This window comes from Caballeronia hypogeia (genome assembly GCF_001544875.2).
Classification (GTDB): Bacteria; Pseudomonadota; Gammaproteobacteria; order Burkholderiales; family Burkholderiaceae; genus Caballeronia; species Caballeronia hypogeia.
In genome coordinates, this window is record NZ_FCOA02000001.1 from 149225 (window position 1) to 165319 (window position 16095).

13 protein-coding genes and 1 pseudogene are annotated in these 16095 nt (G+C 62.3%); 5 read left to right on the top strand and 9 right to left on the bottom strand.

Annotation, left to right across the window (positions count from 1 at the left end; translation table 11 throughout):
- Positions 1-8: 8 nt before the first annotated feature.
- The 6 genes and pseudogenes from AWB79_RS00645 to recG all read right to left on the bottom strand — a co-directional run bounded on the left by AWB79_RS00645 (position 9) and on the right by recG (position 7801).
- Complete coding sequence (locus AWB79_RS00645; RefSeq protein WP_232470779.1) at positions 9-773, bottom strand: FkbM family methyltransferase; 765 nt, start codon at positions 771-773, stop codon at positions 9-11.
- A 185-nt stretch (positions 774-958) separates the two neighbouring features.
- Positions 959-1819, bottom strand: coding sequence for a 4-hydroxybenzoate octaprenyltransferase (gene ubiA, locus AWB79_RS00650; protein ID WP_061165453.1), 861 nt, complete (start codon positions 1817-1819; stop codon positions 959-961).
- Positions 1820-1936: 117 nt separating this feature from the next.
- A complete protein-coding gene (locus AWB79_RS00655) occupies positions 1937-2425 on the bottom strand; it encodes a Dps family protein (protein WP_061165454.1) in 489 nt (162 codons plus the stop codon).
- Positions 2426-2723: 298 nt separating this feature from the next.
- A pseudogene (locus AWB79_RS00660) lies at positions 2724-4195 on the bottom strand (catalase).
- 317 nt (positions 4196-4512) lie between these two features.
- On the bottom strand, positions 4513-5472 hold the full coding sequence (locus AWB79_RS00665; RefSeq protein ID WP_061165455.1) for a hydrogen peroxide-inducible genes activator: 960 nt from the start codon (positions 5470-5472) through the stop codon (positions 4513-4515).
- A 133-nt stretch (positions 5473-5605) separates the two neighbouring features.
- The gene (recG, locus tag AWB79_RS00670) at positions 5606-7801 is read right to left on the bottom strand and encodes an ATP-dependent DNA helicase RecG (RefSeq protein WP_061165456.1); all 2196 of its coding nucleotides are present in this window, start codon (positions 7799-7801) and stop codon (positions 5606-5608) included.
- 83 nt (positions 7802-7884) lie between these two features.
- Between recG and queA the strand changes: the two genes are divergently transcribed.
- The 5 genes from queA to secF all read left to right on the top strand — a co-directional run bounded on the left by queA (position 7885) and on the right by secF (position 13840).
- Positions 7885-8919 (top strand): tRNA preQ1(34) S-adenosylmethionine ribosyltransferase-isomerase QueA, encoded by a 1035-nt coding sequence (gene queA / locus AWB79_RS00675; protein ID WP_061165457.1) that lies wholly within the window; start codon positions 7885-7887, stop codon positions 8917-8919.
- A gap of 54 nt (positions 8920-8973) precedes the next feature.
- Positions 8974-10137 carry a tRNA guanosine(34) transglycosylase Tgt gene (gene tgt / locus AWB79_RS00680; protein ID WP_061165458.1) on the top strand — a complete coding sequence of 388 codons (1164 nt, stop codon included), beginning with the start codon at positions 8974-8976 and terminating at the stop codon, positions 10135-10137.
- A gap of 196 nt (positions 10138-10333) precedes the next feature.
- The gene (gene yajC / locus AWB79_RS00685) at positions 10334-10663 is read left to right on the top strand and encodes a preprotein translocase subunit YajC (RefSeq protein ID WP_061165459.1); all 330 of its coding nucleotides are present in this window, start codon (positions 10334-10336) and stop codon (positions 10661-10663) included.
- A gap of 127 nt (positions 10664-10790) precedes the next feature.
- Positions 10791-12863, top strand: coding sequence for a protein translocase subunit SecD (secD, locus tag AWB79_RS00690; RefSeq protein WP_061165460.1), 2073 nt, complete (start codon positions 10791-10793; stop codon positions 12861-12863).
- Between the two features lie 26 nt (positions 12864-12889).
- On the top strand, positions 12890-13840 hold the full coding sequence (gene secF, locus AWB79_RS00695; RefSeq protein ID WP_061165461.1) for a protein translocase subunit SecF: 951 nt from the start codon (positions 12890-12892) through the stop codon (positions 13838-13840).
- Between the two features lie 75 nt (positions 13841-13915).
- Here the strand turns inward: secF and AWB79_RS00700 are convergent, their stop codons facing one another.
- The 3 genes from AWB79_RS00700 to AWB79_RS00710 form a co-directional block, all read right to left on the bottom strand.
- Positions 13916-14461, bottom strand: coding sequence for a hypothetical protein (locus AWB79_RS00700; protein WP_157695673.1), 546 nt, complete (start codon positions 14459-14461; stop codon positions 13916-13918).
- Positions 14462-14783: 322 nt separating this feature from the next.
- Positions 14784-15392: a YceI family protein gene (locus tag AWB79_RS00705; protein ID WP_374728514.1), complete on the bottom strand. Its 609-nt coding sequence runs from the start codon at positions 15390-15392 to the stop codon at positions 14784-14786.
- Between the two features lie 26 nt (positions 15393-15418).
- A complete protein-coding gene (locus tag AWB79_RS00710) occupies positions 15419-15976 on the bottom strand; it encodes a YceI family protein (protein WP_061165464.1) in 558 nt (185 codons plus the stop codon).
- Positions 15977-16095 lie beyond the last annotated feature (119 nt).

Sequence of the window (16095 nt, forward strand, 5' to 3'; positions counted from 1 at the left end):
CTGAGGAATCAGCCGCCGATATAAACCACGCCGTCACGCTCGGAGACGTGCTGACGGACCGGATCGCGCTCGCTGATGACGAGCGCATTGGGATGAACGCGGTAAAAGTCCGCGTAACCCGCCGCGGACAGGAATTCGCGGATGCTTGTTTCGTCGCCCTTGATTGTTTCCACGAGCAGAATCGGCGCACATCGTTTCAGCGTTCCCACGGCGCCTCTCAGCACGTCCATTTCCATTCCTTCGACATCGATTTTTAGAAAATCGAGGCGCTCGAGTTTCAGGGAATCGATATTGATCATCGGCACCGCGACGCCTTTTTCGGGATCGTACGATACGTTCTGACCAATGCCGAGCACATTGTTCGTTTCGCGCAATTCGAGACTGCCAAAGCTGCCCGCCGAATAATAGTCCGGCTGCGGAATGACGATTTCGCCAAGTGTGTCGCCGAGCGCCGCCAGTCTGGCGCGCGCATTCAGGCAATTATTCAGCGCGAGATTTCCCGCCAGCGCGTAATACACGATTTCCTGCGCTTCGAAACTCAGCACCTTGCCCCAGCCGTGCATGTGACGCGCCCATTCGATCGAGTGCACGCCGATGTTCGCTCCGCCGTCGATTGCGAATACCTCATCGCCGAAATGACGGCGACGCAGCTCGAGCAACTTCAGCACGAACGCGACTTCGCCGGGATCGAAGCAGGACGTGTTGAGCAATTGATGGCCGACACCATAGGCGAAGCCATCTTGAACGGCAACATCATTTCGGTTGACGATCATGGTTCCGTGGTTCGACGCAGCGAGAACGAACGCGACAGGGCGATTGGGAAGGGACATTGCATAGGCCATTGATAAGCAATACCAATGATTCTATTGCTCGCCCGGCACTATGCAATGCGAAAGCGACCCGATGAATGTCAAAAAATAGCAAGCACGCGCCGCGCTGAAACCGGGCGCGGTCACTGTCACCCCGAGAATGCGTAATGCAGGGCGATACCCGCGAACAACATGCCACCCAGCCAGTTGTTGTGCCGGAACGCAGCGAAGCACGCCATGCGCTCGCGATTGCGGATCAGCCCGTAGTGATACACCGCGCAGCCTGCCGCCGCGAGCCAGCCGAGCCAGTAGAGCCAGCCGAACCCGAGCGCCACGCCAATGCCGACATAGATCGCCAGCGTCACCGCGTAGCACAACATGACGGCGGCCACGTCGTACCGCCCGAAGGTGAGCGCCGACGTGCGGATGCCGATCTTGATGTCGTCGTCGCGATCGACCATTGCGTATTCGGTGTCGTAGGCGACCGACCAGAACACATTGGCGGCGAGCATGAGCCACGCGAGCATCGGCACGTGGTTCAGCACGGCGGCGAAGGCCATCGGAATGCCGAAGCCGAACGCGATGCCGAGATACGCCTGCGGAATCGCGAAAAAGCGCTTGGTGAACGGATAGCTGCCCGCGACGAACAGCGCGAACACCGACAGTTCCTTGGTGAGCGCATTGAGCGGCAGAATCAGCAGGAATGCGACGAGCGCCAGCGCAGCGGCAAGCGCGACCGCCTCCCAGGCCTTGATCTTGCCCGAGGTGATCGGACGCTCGGCGGTGCGCTTCACATGACGATCGAAATCGCGATCGGCGTAATCGTTGATCGCGCAACCCGCCGAGCGCATCAGGATCGTGCCGACGATGAAGATGACGAGCAGCATCGGCGATGGCCGGCCTTCGGAGGCGATCCACAGCGCGTTGAGCGTTGGCCACAAGAGCAGCAGACTGCCGATGGGCTTGTCGAGGCGCACGAGGCGCATGTAGAGCGGAAGGCGGGCGAGCATGGCGGAAGGAGCGGAGAAACGCGATCCGGCTATTTTAGAACAGCGCGTTCAAGACGCCTGAAAAGCAAAAACCCCGCGTAGTAGCGGGGTTTCATCGCACCGAAAACTGCAGGCGCTTCAGGCAAGCATCGCGCGCAGCATCCACGCGGTTTTTTCATGCGTCTGCATGCGCTGCGTGAGCAGGTCGGCGGTCGGCTCGTCGTTCGCGGCTTCCGTTGCCGGGAAGATTTCGCGCGCCGTGCGCACCACCGCTTCCTGGCCTTGCACCAATTGGCGGATCATCTCTTCCGCCGCCGGCACGCCGTCGGCTTCCGGAATCGACGACAGTTTCGCGAATTCCTTGTAGCTGCCCGGCGCGTGAACGCCCAGCGCGCGGATGCGCTCCGCGATCGAATCAACGGCGAGCGCGAGTTCCGTGTACTGCGTCTCGAACATCAGATGCAGCGTGTTGAACATCGGGCCCGTCACGTTCCAGTGAAAGTTGTGGGTCTTCAGGTACAGCGTGTAGGTGTCGGCCAACAGCCGGGACAGCCCGTCGGCGATCTTCTTGCGGTCCTTGTCGCTGATGCCGATATTGACGGCGGGTGCCGTGCCTTTCTTCGCCATGATGACTCCGTGAGAGAGTGATTCGAACGGTGCGAACGCCGCGCTTCGCCTTGCCGCGCGGCGTTTCGAGCGTTCGACAGTTTATCGTAGAAACGGGGAACGATTCATTGCGCGTATTGCCGCTCAAGCGCCGACGACACCGCCTGCCACGACGATCCCATAAGCCGCCGCGACGATGCCGAACGCGCACGCCGCGCGAGGCGCCGCGGCTGGTCGCTTCGATCTGATCGACGACCGTCGCGATGTGGTTCAACGCTTGAGACATGATGTTTTCTCCCGTGTTTTGCGTATGCCGACGTCAGACGGCGGCGGTGTCCTGCTCTTCGACTCGCTGGCCGAGCTTCGCGAGCGCGTCGATGACGCCCTGCGCGTAAGCCGGATCGATACGGCGGAAATGCCCGATCTGCCGCGCGACGATCTCGTTCGGCACGCCGTGAATATGCCGGGCGATGTTGCCGAAGAAGCGCTCGCGCTGCGCTTCATCGAACAGCGCGAACAACGCGGCCGGCTGGCTGTAGTAGTCCTCGTCCTCGCGATGATCGTAGCGATACACCGTGCCGCCCGCGAGCGGCGGCTCGTCCGCGTTGCGATCCTGCGCGAATTCGCCGTAGCGGTTCGGCTCGTAGTTCACGCGGCCGCCGAGGTTGCCGTCGGTGCGCATTGCGCCATCGCGATGGAACGAGTTCGCGATCGGCGCGCGCGGCGCATTCACCGGAATCTGGTGATGGTTGATGCCCAGTCGATAACGTTGCGTGTCGCCATACGAGAACAGACGCCCCTGCAACATACGATCCGGCGAGAAGCCGATGCCCGGCACCACGTTCGCCGGCGTGAATGCAGCCTGCTCGACTTCCGCGAAATAGTTCTCCGCGTTGCGGTTCAGCTCGATCGTGCCGACGTCGATCAGCGGATAGTCCTTGTGCGGCCAGACCTTGGTGACGTCGAACGGGTTCACTTGCGACTTCGCGGCTTGCTCTTCGGTCATTACCTGGATGCGGAAATTCCAGCGCGGGAAATTGCCTTTGTCGATGTTTGCGACGAGATCGCGCTGCGCACTTTCACGATCGTTCGCAACGACGGCGGCGGCTTCGGCATCTGTGTAGTTCTCGAGCGGCTGCTGCGACTTGAAGTGGAACTTCACGTAGAAACGCTCGTTGTTTTTGTTGATGAACGAGAACGCGTGCGAGCCGAAGCCGTGCATCTGCCGATAATTCTTCGGAATGCCGCGATCGCTCATCAGGATGGTCACCTGATGCAGCGACTCCGGATGACGCGACCAGAAATCCCATGCCGCGATATTGCTGCGAAGGTTGGTGTACGGATCGCGCTTTTGCGTGTGGATGAAGTCGGGAAACTTCAGCGGATCGCGGATGAAGAAGATCGGCGTGTTGTTGCCGACCATGTCCCAGTTGCCTTCGTCGGTGTAGAACTTGATCGAAAAGCCGCGCACGTCGCGCTCGGCATCCGCCGCGCCGCGTTCGCCCGCGACCGTGGAAAAACGGATGAAGATCGGTGTTTCCTTGCCGATTTCCGCGAACAGTTTGGCCTTCGTGTACTTCGAGATGTCATGCGTCACGCGGAACGTGCCGAATGCGCCGGAGCCCTTAGCGTGTACGCGACGCTCGGGAATCACTTCGCGGTCGAAGTGCGCGAGCTTCTCGATGAGCCAAAGTCCTGAAGCGTGACCGGACCGCGCGGACCAGCGGTTTGCGAGTTCTGGTTGTCACCGACGGGTGCGCCCGCGGCGGTCGTGAGTCGTTGAGTCGTCATCGTAAAGCTCCTGTTTATGCGTTTGCGTTGGATCATGTCAGGCGCGCTCAGGCGGCGGCGCGGGCGAAATCGGCGGGCACGTTTCCGCGACATGTCGAAGCGCGTCGCAGCGGACGGCAAAGCGCGTGGTGGTTCCGTCGTGTCCGTCGTGCTCGCGGACCGATGGGAGGAGCTTAACTAAAACTATCCATCTCTATAAGTTAATAAATCTTATTTATTCGATAAAGAATGTCATGACCGCAATCGCGCACTGCAAATGACAGCGCGCCGCGTCCGGAAGCCGGACGCGGCGCGCGATGGGCACCGGGATGACGCGGTCAGTTGACCGCGACAGGCATATCGAGTTTTTTGACGCCTGGCAGATCGCAATTGGCGATCGCCTCGCAAATCGCGTCGATGGCGGCCATGCGGGTGAAGCTCTTGCGCCACGCGAGCACGACGCGCCGGTCGGGCACCGGATCGTCGAACGGCACGTAGCTGAGCAGGCCGGAATCGATGCCCGGCGCGTGCGGCTTCACCTCGCTCACCGACATGCGCGGCAGCACCGTGATGCCGACACCGCTCGCCACCATATGACGAATCGTTTCCAGAGACGAGCCTTCGAAGGTCTTCTGGATGCCGTCCGCGTTCTGCGAAAAGCGCATCAGTTCCGGGCACACGCCGAGCACGTGGTCGCGGAAGCAATGACCGCTGCCGAGCAGCAGCATGGTTTCCTGTTTGAGATCGTCGGGATCGATTTTCGGGCGGTTCTCCCACGCGTGACCGGAAGGCATCGCGACGACGAACGGTTCATCGTAGAGCGCGCGCACCATCAGACCGGTTTCGGGGAACGGCAGCGCCATGATGGCGACGTCGATTTCGCCCTGCTTCAGCAGCTCGATCAGCTTCAGCGTGTAATTCTCCTGGAGCATCAGCGGCATCTGCGGAACCGACTTGATCATCTGCTTGACCAGAGTCGGCAGCAAATACGGCCCGATCGTGTAGATGACGCCCAGGCGCAGCGGCCCGACGAGCGGATCCTTGCCCTGCTTGGCGATTTCCTTGATGGCGAGCGTCTGTTCGAGCACGCGCTGCGCTTGCGTGACGATCTGCTCGCCGATGGGCGTCACGCTGACTTCGCTCGTGCCGCGCTCGAAGATCTGCACGTTCAGTTCGTCTTCGAGCTTCTTGATAGCCACCGACAGGGTCGGCTGGCTGACGAAGCACGCCTCGGCGGCGCGGCCAAAATGCCGTTCGCGCGCAACCGCGACGATGTACTTCAGTTCAGTGAGCGTCATTGGAGGCCAATGAAAGACATTGATTCAATAGGTTTGAGTTATACACCTGCGGACCGCCGTTCGACAACTTTTACCGGATTGCGGGCGCGCGTCGGCTAAATAGGGACCGACAAGCCCCGCCTGAGTTCAAAAGTCAGGCCTTCAAGTAATGCTCGCGCGCACCGAGCCAGCGCGCGAGATGACGGGTGACGGCATCGGGAAAGGACTTGAGCATCTGAGCGGCGGCTTCGCGCGCCGGCTCGATCAGCCAGCCATCGTTTTCGAGGCTCGCGAAGCGCAGCATCGCCTCGCCCGACTGCCGCGCGCCGAGAAATTCGCCGGGACCGCGTATTTCGAGGTCGCGCCGTGCGATCTCGAAGCCGTCGGTGGTTTCGCGCATGGTCTGCAGACGCGCGCGCGCCGTCTGCGACAACGGGTTCGAATACATCAGCACGCACACGGACGCGGCGCTGCCCCGCCCCACGCGTCCGCGCAACTGATGCAACTGCGCGAGGCCGAAGCGCTCCGCGTGCTCGATCACCATCAGCGATGCGTTCGGCACATCGACGCCGACTTCGATCACCGTCGTCGCGACGAGCAGTTGCACTTCGTTACGCGAAAACGCGTCCATGACGGCGGCTTTCTCGGCCGGCGCGAGCCGTCCGTGAACCAGACCGACGCGCAGTTCAGGCAGCGTAGCGACGAGCGTCTCGTAAGTCTCGACCGCGGTCTGAAGCTGCAGGGTCTCGCTTTCCTCGATCAGCGGACACACCCAGTACACCTGACGCCCGGTCAGCGCCGCCTCGCGCACGCGGCCGATAATCTCGTCGCGGCGGCCGTCGGAGACGACCTTCGTCAGAATCGGCGTGCGGCCGGGCGGCAATTCGTCGATGGTGGAAACGTCGAGGTCCGCGTAGTAGGTCATGGCGAGCGTGCGCGGGATCGGCGTGGCGGACATCATCAGCTGATGCGGCTGGAAGTCCTGTTTGCCGTCCGCCGCGTTCAGCGCCTTCGCGCGCAACGCAAGCCGCTGTGCGACGCCGAAGCGATGTTGCTCGTCGACGATCACGAGCCCCAGGCGCGCGAATTCCACCGCATCCTGAATGATCGCGTGCGTGCCGATGACGAGCTTCGCCGTGCCGAGCGCCGCTGCTTCGATCGCAGCGCGCTTTTCCTTCGCCTTCAAACTGCCCGCGAGCCACGCGACCTGGACGCCCAGCGGCTCCAGCCAGCCGCGCAGCTTGCGCGCGTGCTGTTCCGCGAGGATTTCGGTCGGCGCCATGAGCGCGGCCTGGTAACCCGCGTCGATGGCTTGCGCCGCCGCCAGCGCCGCGACGATGGTCTTGCCGCTGCCGACATCGCCTTGCAGGAGCCGCTGCATCGGATGCGCGAGTGTCAGTTCGCCGGCGATTTCGGCGACCACGCGCTGCTGCGCGCCCGTCAGCGCGAACGGCAGCGCGCGCAAGAGACGCACGACGAGCGATGCTTCGTCGTCCGGCAAGCGGCGCGGCATTGCGGGCGCGGCGCGCGTGCGGCGTTCTTCGTGCGCACGCTTGAGCGACAACTGCTGCGCGAGCAATTCCTCGAACTTGATGCGCGTCCACGCCGGATGCGTGCCGTCGATGAGCGCGGTTTCGTCCGAATCCGCGCGCGGATGATGCAGCGTCTTGACGGCATCGAGCAGGCCGGGCACGTTGAGCGGCTGCAAATGCGCGCGTGCGATCGGTTCCGGCAGCAATTCCGGCAAATCGACGCGCGTGATCGCGTTGTCGATCGCCTTGCGCAAGTAGCCCTGCGAAATCCCCGCCGTCGATGGATAAACCGGCGTGAGCGCCTGCGGCAGCGGCGTGTCGTCATCGACCGGGCGCACGCTCGGGTGCACCATCTCGAGCCCGAAAAAGCCGCCGCGCACGTCGCCGCGTACACGCAGCCGCACGCCGATGGCCATCTGCTTGACCTGCGAGCCGTAGAAGTTGAGAAAGCGCAGCGTGAGCTCGTCGCCGGCGTCGTCGCGGATTTTCACGAGCAACTGGCGACGCGGCCGATAGGCGATCTCGTTGTCGAACACGACGCCTTCGGTTTGCGCGATATCGCCGGGAATCAGTTCGCCGATGGGCGTGAGCTGCGTTTCGTCCTCGTAGCGCATCGGCAGATGCAGGACGAGATCGATGTCGGACTTCAGGCCGAGCTTGGCGAGCTTGTCGGCGGTCTTGACGACCGGCTTCGCTTTTTCCTTCGGCTTCTCCTCCGCTTTCGCCTTCTTTCGCGCCGGCGCGACGGCGCGCGGCGCCGGGCTTTCCTCTTCGGTCAGCGGATCGTGTGAGGCCACGCGGCGGTCGGACAAGGGCATCTAATCTCTTCGCAAGTACAATGTGAGGTTTGTTCGGCGCGCTTTTTGCAAAATTATCGCCTCGTTCGTGCTTTGTTCACGCCATGTTCACGCTTTCCGATTTCGATTTTAATCTGCCGCCCGAGCTGATCGCGCAGAGCGCGCTCGCCGAGCGCAGCGCGAGCCGTCTGCTCGATGTGTCCGGCACCACGTTCATCGACCGGCGTTTTTCCGAGCTTCCCGGTCTGCTCGATGCGGGCGACCTGCTCGTCTTCAACGATACCAAAGTCCTGAAGGCGCGCTTCTTCGGCCAGAAGGCCAGCGGCGGGCGCGTCGAGGTGCTGGTCGAACGCCTGACCGGCGCGACCACGGCGCTCGCGCAGATCCGCGCGAGCAAGAGTCCCGTCGGCGGGACCACCATCCGTCTGGCCGATGCTTTCGACGTGACCGTCGGCGAGCGCGTCGAGCCGTTCTACACGCTGCACTTTCCGGCGGAATGCCTGACGCTGATCGAGCAGTACGGACGCCTGCCCCTGCCGCCGTATATCGAGCACGACGCCGACGCCTACGACGAAACGCGCTATCAGACGGTGTACGCGGCGAATCCCGGCGCGGTGGCCGCGCCCACCGCCGGCCTGCATTTCGACGACGCGCTGTTCGCCGCACTGGACGCGAAAGGCGTCGAGCGCGCGACGCTCACACTGCACGTCGGCGCGGGCACGTTCCAGCCGGTGCGCGTGGAGAACATCGCCGAGCACAAGATGCACAGCGAGTGGTACGACCTGCCGCAGTCGCTCGTCGACCGCATCGCGGCCGTGAAAGCGCGCGGCAACAAGGTGATCGCGGTCGGCACGACCTCGATGCGCGCGCTCGAAGCCGCCGCGCGCGACGCCGCTGAAGCCGGACGCCCGTTATCCGCGACGCAGGCCGAAACCGATATCTTCATCACGCCGGGCTATGAATTCCGCGTGGTCGACCGGCTGGTGACGAATTTCCATCTGCCGAAGTCGACGCTGATGATGCTCGTGTCGGCGTTCGCCGGCATGGACACGATCCGCGACGCGTATCGTCATGCGATCAAGCAGCGTTATCGCTTTTTCAGCTACGGCGACGCGATGCTGCTGACGCGCAAGTCCTAAGTTTTTCTCAACCCTTTGCGCCGGACTGTTCTCCGGTTGCAGGAGCATAAAAAGATGACCGCTGGTCACCATACCCCGCCCGAGAACGGGCTCAAGTTCGAACTGCTGACCACCGACGGCCAGGCGCGCCGCGGCCGTCTCACGCTCAACCACGGCGTCATAGAAACGCCGATTTTCATGCCGGTCGGCACCTACGGCACCGTCAAGGCGATCCAGCCGCGCGAACTCGAAGAAATCCGCGCGCAGATCATTCTCGGCAACACGTTTCACCTGTGGCTGCGTCCGGGGCTGGAAGTCATCGGCGCGCACGGCGGCCTGCACAAGTTCATGGGCTGGAATCGGCCGATTCTGACCGACTCCGGCGGCTTTCAGGTCTTTTCGCTGGGCGATCTTCGCAAGATTACCGAAGATGGCGTCACGTTCGCGTCGCCTATCAATGGCGACAAGCTCTTCCTGTCGCCCGAAGTGTCGATGCAGATCCAGAAGGTGCTGAACTCCGACATCGTCATGCAGTTCGACGAATGCACGCCCTACGCCACCAACGGGGTGCCCACATCGCACAAGGACGCGGCCGATTCCATGCGCATGTCGATGCGCTGGGCGCAGCGCTCGATCGATGAATTCAGCCGGCTCGGCAATCCGAACGCGCTGTTCGGCATCGTGCAGGGCGGCATGTTCGAAGACTTGCGCGACGAGTCGCTCGCGGGTCTCTCCGACATCGGTTTCCATGGCTTCGCGATCGGCGGCTTGTCGGTCGGCGAGCCGAAGGAAGACATGATGCGCGTGCTGAATCACATCGGCCCGAAGCTGCCCGCCGACAAGCCGCATTACCTGATGGGCGTCGGCACCCCGGAAGATCTGGTCGCGGGCGTTGCGGCCGGCGTCGACATGTTCGACTGCGTGATGCCCACTCGCAACGCGCGCAACGGCTGGCTGTTCACGCGTTTCGGCGACCTCAAGATCAAGAACGCGACGCACAAGAATTCGCTCAAGCCGCTCGACGAGTCCTGCACCTGCTACACGTGCCAGAACTTCACGCGCGGATATCTGCATCACCTGCATCGCGTGGGCGAAATTCTCGGCGCGCAGCTGAACACGATCCACAACCTGCATTACTACCTGCAACTCATCGGCGAAGTGCGCGAATCGATCGAAAATCACACGTTCGACGCGTTCCGCAAGACATTTGCCGAAAACCGCGCGCGCGGCGTCGATTGAGCCTGGTCTCGAAACGGCGCCACAAGCATTACAATCGCCTTTCCATTACTTGCGCGTGACGCCGCGCGAGCCCCGTAACGGCTTGATGACAAAGCGCATTCCCGGGGTGTCGCGGCGTGGGCGAGTGGTAGAATGTCGGGCTAATTTCCATTCAAGTTTTTCGAACGTATTTTGACGTTTTAACGGAGAGACCAACGTGTCGTTCATTTCCAATGCCTTCGCACAAGGCGCAACCTCGGGTGGCGCTGAAAGCCAGCTGATGAGCTTCCTGCCGCTGATCCTGATGTTCGCGGTGCTGTACTTCATCATGATCCGTCCGCAGATGAAGCGTCAGAAGGAGCATCGCAACATGCTCTCCGCCATGGCGAAGGGCGACGAAGTCGTGACCAACGGCGGCATCGTGGGCAAGGTCACGAAGGTGTCGGATGCGTATGTCGGCGTGGAAATCGCGGAAGGCACGGAAATCACCGTGCAGAAGGCTTCCGTGACGACCATTCTCCCGAAGGGCACGATCAAGTCGCTGTAAGGCCACTCGTTTCTTTCGCGTCCGGCGCGGCCTCGCTCACCGAGCCACCCGAGTCTTCCGAACGGCTCATCGCGCACATCGCCGGACGCTCTCTCCCCCGAAGCCAACTTTCCGGTCGGCCATCCCCATGAATCGTTATCCCCTCTGGAAGTATGTCGTGATGCTGGTGGCGCTCGTCATCGGCCTCGTGTACACGCTGCCCAATTTCTTCGGTGAGGCGCCGGCCGTTCAGGTGTCGAGCGGCAAGGCGACCGTCAAGCTCGATTCGACGACGCTTTCGAACGTCGAAGGCGCGCTCGCCGCGAACAACATCAAAGCCGACGAAGTCAGCTTCGATAATTCGCAGCTGAACGCGAACATCCGCGTGCGCCTTAAAGACACCGACACGCAATTGCGCGTGAAGGACCTGCTCAGCAAGACGCTCAACAGCGACCCGACCGACCCGCAGTACATCGTCGCGCTGAACCTGCAGAGCGCCTCGCCGGCCTGGCTGACGGCCATGCACGCGCTGCCGATGTACCTCGGTCTCGACCTGCGCGGCGGCGTGCACTTCCTGCTGCAAGTGGACATGGCCGGCGCGCTCAACAAGAAGCTCGACTCGGACGCATCGGACGCGCGCACCTATCTGCGCGACCGCAACGTCCGCGACGGCGGCGTGAACCGCGTTGGGCAATCGGTCGTCGTGAATTTCTCGGATCAGGCGGCCGCGGACAATGCGCGCACGCTGTTGCAGACCGGCGTCGCCGAACTGCAATGGACGACGCGTCAGGGCGGCGACGGCTTCCAGGTGGTCGGCACGTTCGCACCGGGCTCGCAGAAGGCGGTCGAGGACAGCGCGCTCAAGCAGAACATCACGACGCTGCATAACCGCGTCAACGAACTGGGCGTCGCGGAGCCGGTGATCCAGCAACAGGGCGCGGACCGCATCGTGGTCGAGCTGCCGGGCGTGCAGGACACGGCGAAGGCGAAGGACATCATCGGCCGCACGGCGACGCTCGAAGCGCGTCTCGCCGATCCGGTCAATACCTACATCGGTCCGAACGATCCCGTTCCGCCGGGCGACGAAGCGTTCAAGCAGGGCGACCGTCGCGTGCTGGTGCGCAAGCAGGTGATCTTCACCGGCGACCGCATCATCGACGCATCGACGGGCTTCGACGATCATCAGCGTCCGTCGGTGAACATCCGCCTCGACTCGGCCGGCGGCCGTGCGGTCGCGAGCGTGTCGCGCGACAACATCGGCAAGCCGATGGCGATGGTGCTGTTCGAGAAGGGCAAGGGTGAAGTGCTGACGGTGGCGAACATCCAGTCCGAACTGGGCGACCGCTTCCAGATCACCGGCCAGGGCAGCGCGCAGGCCGCAACCGACCTCGCGCTGCTGTTGCGCGCGGGCTCGCTCGCCGCGCCGATGGACATCATCGAGGAACGTACGGTCGGCCCGAGCCTCGGCGCGGACAACATCAAGAAGGGCTTCGATTCGGTGCAGTACGGTTTCGCCGCGATCGCCGTCTTCATGATCGCCTACTACCTGCTGTTCGGCCTGTTCTCGATGATCTCGCTGTCGGTGAACCTGCTGCTGCTGGTCGCGGTGCTTTCGCTGCTGCAGGCAACGCTCACTTTGCCTGGCATTGCGGCTATCGCGCTCGCGCTCGGTATGGCGATCGACGCGAACGTGCTGATCAACGAGCGTATCCGCGAGGAACTGCGTAACGGCGCGCCGCCGCAGACCGCGATCCAGGAAGGCTTCAAGCACGCGTGGGCCACCATTCTGGACTCGAACGTGACCACGCTGATCGCCGGTCTCGCACTGCTCGCGTTCGGTTCCGGTCCGGTGCGCGGCTTCGCGGTCGTGCACTGTATCGGCATTCTTACGTCGATGTTCTCGGCGGTGTTCTTCTCGCGCGGCCTCGTGAACCTGTGGTACGGCGGCAAGAAGAAGCTCAAGACGCTGGCGATCGGCCAGGTGTGGCGCCCGGAAGGCACCAACGCCGAAGCTGCCGCGGCCGCCTATCTCGCGGCGCAGCGCGGCGACGAATCGCCCGTCGACGAAATCGTGAAGACCGCGAAGGGCAAGACGAAGACCGCCGCGCCCGCACCGCGCGCTCAGGCGGCCCAGCAGGCGCCCGCGCGCACCGGCAAGCCGACCGTGCGCCGTCGCTCGGGCCCGGGCATCGATCAACAAAAGCCGGGCCAGTCCCGCTGAAACCGCTGCGTCCGGAGATTTAGAAAATGGAATTCTTCCGTATTCGCCGCGACTTGCCGTTCATGGAGCGCGCGTTGATTTTCAACGTGATTTCGCTCGTGACGTTCCTCGTGGCCGTGTTTTTCCTCGTGCATCGGGGCCTGCATCTGTCGGTGGAGTTCACCGGCGGCACGGTCGTCGAGGTGCAGTATCCGCAAGCCATTTCGCCCGAGCCGATTCGCGCGAGCATGGCCAAGCTCGGCTATGCCGACGCGCAGGTGCAGAATTTCGGCACCTCGCGCGACGTGCTGATCCGTCTGCCGCTCAAGCAAGGCCTGACCTCGGCGCAGCAGAGCGATCAGGTGATGACCGCACTCAAGGCCGAAGATGCGCAGGTGAACCTGCAACGCGTCGAGTTCGTGGGACCGCAAGTAGGCAAGGAGCTGGTGACGAATGGCCTGCTCGCGCTCGCGTGCGTGGTGATCGGCATCGTGATTTATCTGTCGTTCCGCTTCGAATGGAAGTACGCGGTGGCGGGCATCATCGCGAACTTGCACGACGTGGTGATCATTCTCGGCTTCTTCGCGTTCTTCCAGTGGGAGTTCTCGCTCTCGGTGCTGGCGGCGATTCTCGCGGTGCTCGGTTATTCGGTGAACGAGTCGGTGGTTATCTTCGACCGGATTCGTGAAACCTTCCGCAAGCAGCGCAAGATGACCGTCAAGGAAGTCATCGACCACGCGATTACCTCGACGATGTCGCGTACCATCATCACCCACGGCTGTACGGAAATGATGGTGCTCTCGATGTTCTTCTTCGGCGGCCCGACGCTGCATTACTTCGCGCTGGCGCTGACGGTGGGTATTTTGTTCGGCATTTATTCGTCGGTGTTCGTTGCCGCGGCACTGGCGATGTGGTTCGGCGTGAAGCGCGAGGACCTCGTGAAGGACAAGAAGGACAAGTACGACCCGAACGATCCGAACGCGGGCGCGCAGGTTTGAGCGCTGCGCTACGGTTCAAGAGGACGTGAAAAGACGGCCGGTCTGGGAAGACCGGCCGTTTTGCTTTGGAGCCGCTCAGAACGTGATCGCTTTCGCGATTGAATTCACGGCTGCGCTGTTCAAGTAGATAACGGAGTTGTTGGATACTGTGCTGCCCGGCTGCGTTGCACTCGGCGAAGCGCCATCGCGCATCAGGAGCGCACTGAAGATTCGCCCTTCACTTTCGAAATACACGCGGCTTGACACGGCGGCCTGATCGTCTTGAGCGCCGGCCACCCATGCACGCTTGCCAGCAAGCGTCATGATCCGGCCGTCGTCAAGCGTATATCTCTTGCCGTCGAGAAGACTCAAGTGGGGAAAGAAATCTTCCAGCCTCGACGCCCTGCTCTCGCACGGAAGCACGTCACTGCTTGTTGGCTGGGCGAACGTGCAATTGTCGAGCCGCACGGTATCGCCGACGAACCGCACCGTTTCCTTCAAATACGCGGCGCCAGACTGCCATTGCGCATTCGCGTCGTATAGCCGCGCTCCATTGATCGTGTTCGTGAGCGCGCCCACGTCGGTGCGCCTGAACAACTCGTCTGGGAAACCGGAAATAGCTCCGGTCAGCTTGACGGCCATGTAGCTCGTGCTACGCACGGTTGCTACGGGCGTACTGCCGTCTGCGGCGAAGCGGGTCATCTCGACGTCATCGCCGTTCTAGGTGACTGCTATTTTTGCAGGGGAACCGCTCTTGACGATCGCACCATTGATCAGATAGTGCGCCGCCGCGTTCGACGGGACGCCGAACCGCGAATCCATGGTCGAAGATTGGATGCTCACCGTTTGCGGGCCAGCCGCGGTGCGATCGGCGGATCTCGCGCGGCCGGCCCGCCGCATAAAAAAACCGCCTCGCGCACGACGCGCGAGGCGGTTTCATACCGCTCGATGCGTTTTGAAGCGCTTACTGCTTCACGCCTTCCGACTGAATATGCAGCACCGTCTTCGTGCTGAAGCCATACGACTTGCCCCAGTCCATGCCGAAGTCGGCGCGATCGAAGGTCGTCGTCGCTTCGACGCCGCACACTTCCTTCTTCATCATCGGGTTCACGAAGCACTTGAAGTGCTCGATCTTCAGATTCAGCGGCTTGGTCACGCCGTGCATGGTCAGCGAACCGACCACTTCAGTCGGCGTGTCGCCGTCGAACTTGATCGACGTGCCCTTGTACTCCGCCGTCGGGTACTTCGAGACATCGAAGAACTCGGCCTTTTGCAGATGTTCGTTGAGCTTCTCGTTGCCCGTATTCACCGAAGCGATGTCCACCGTCACGTTCACCGTGCCGGTCTTGGCCGCGCGGTCGAGCACGACTTCGCCGCTGCTTTTGTTGAACTTGCCGCGCCACGTCGAGATGCCGCCGAAGTGGTCGGCCTCGAAGCTCGGATAGGTGTGGTTCGGGTCGAGCTTGTACGTGTCGGCCGCAAATGCGCTGACGGACAGACCCAGCGCGAGCGCGCCCGCAGCGATGATCGAAAGCTTTTTCAAGTTCTTCTCCTGACTAGATACGCAAACCATGCGTGAGATGGGTTTGAACGCGCCACTCACTTCTTCGCGGCGACGATATGAAACTTGATGGCGACATCGTCGGCGACGATCGACGTGTCTTTCCACTCGCCCGTTCCGACATCGAACTGGGAGCGCTTGACGGGCAGCACGCCGTCGAAGGTCTCGGTCGCGCCCTGCTGCGTGACGGTGACCGGCACCGTGACGGTCTGCGACTTGCCCTTGATCGTGATCTTGCCGGTCACGTTGTACTTGTTGGCGCCGGCCGGCGCGATCGTGCTGGACACGAAGGTCGCGGTCGGATACTTGGCCGCGTCGAACCATTCGGCGCCACGCACCTGCTTGTTGTAGTCGTCGTCGCCGAGGTCGTAGCTACCCGTATCGATCGTGATGTTCGCCGTGCCCGCCGTGGGCTTTGCCGGATCGAACGCGATCTGCGCGGTGAACTTGTTGAACTTGCCGTCGGTGGGCACGTTCATCTGCTTCGACGTGGCAATGACCGTGCTCTTGCTCATGTCCACTTGCGCGTGCGCCGCCGCGACCATGGCGAGCGACGCCGCCGTAACCATCATCCAGCGATTCAGTTTCACTTTCATGTGTGCCCTATTCAAACGGTTCGAACGGTCATAAACCGGCATCGGAAATAAACCGCTATTGGAAATCAAAAGAACGCGAGAACAATCAGCCGCCGGGAAACGCCCTGCCAACGACCAGG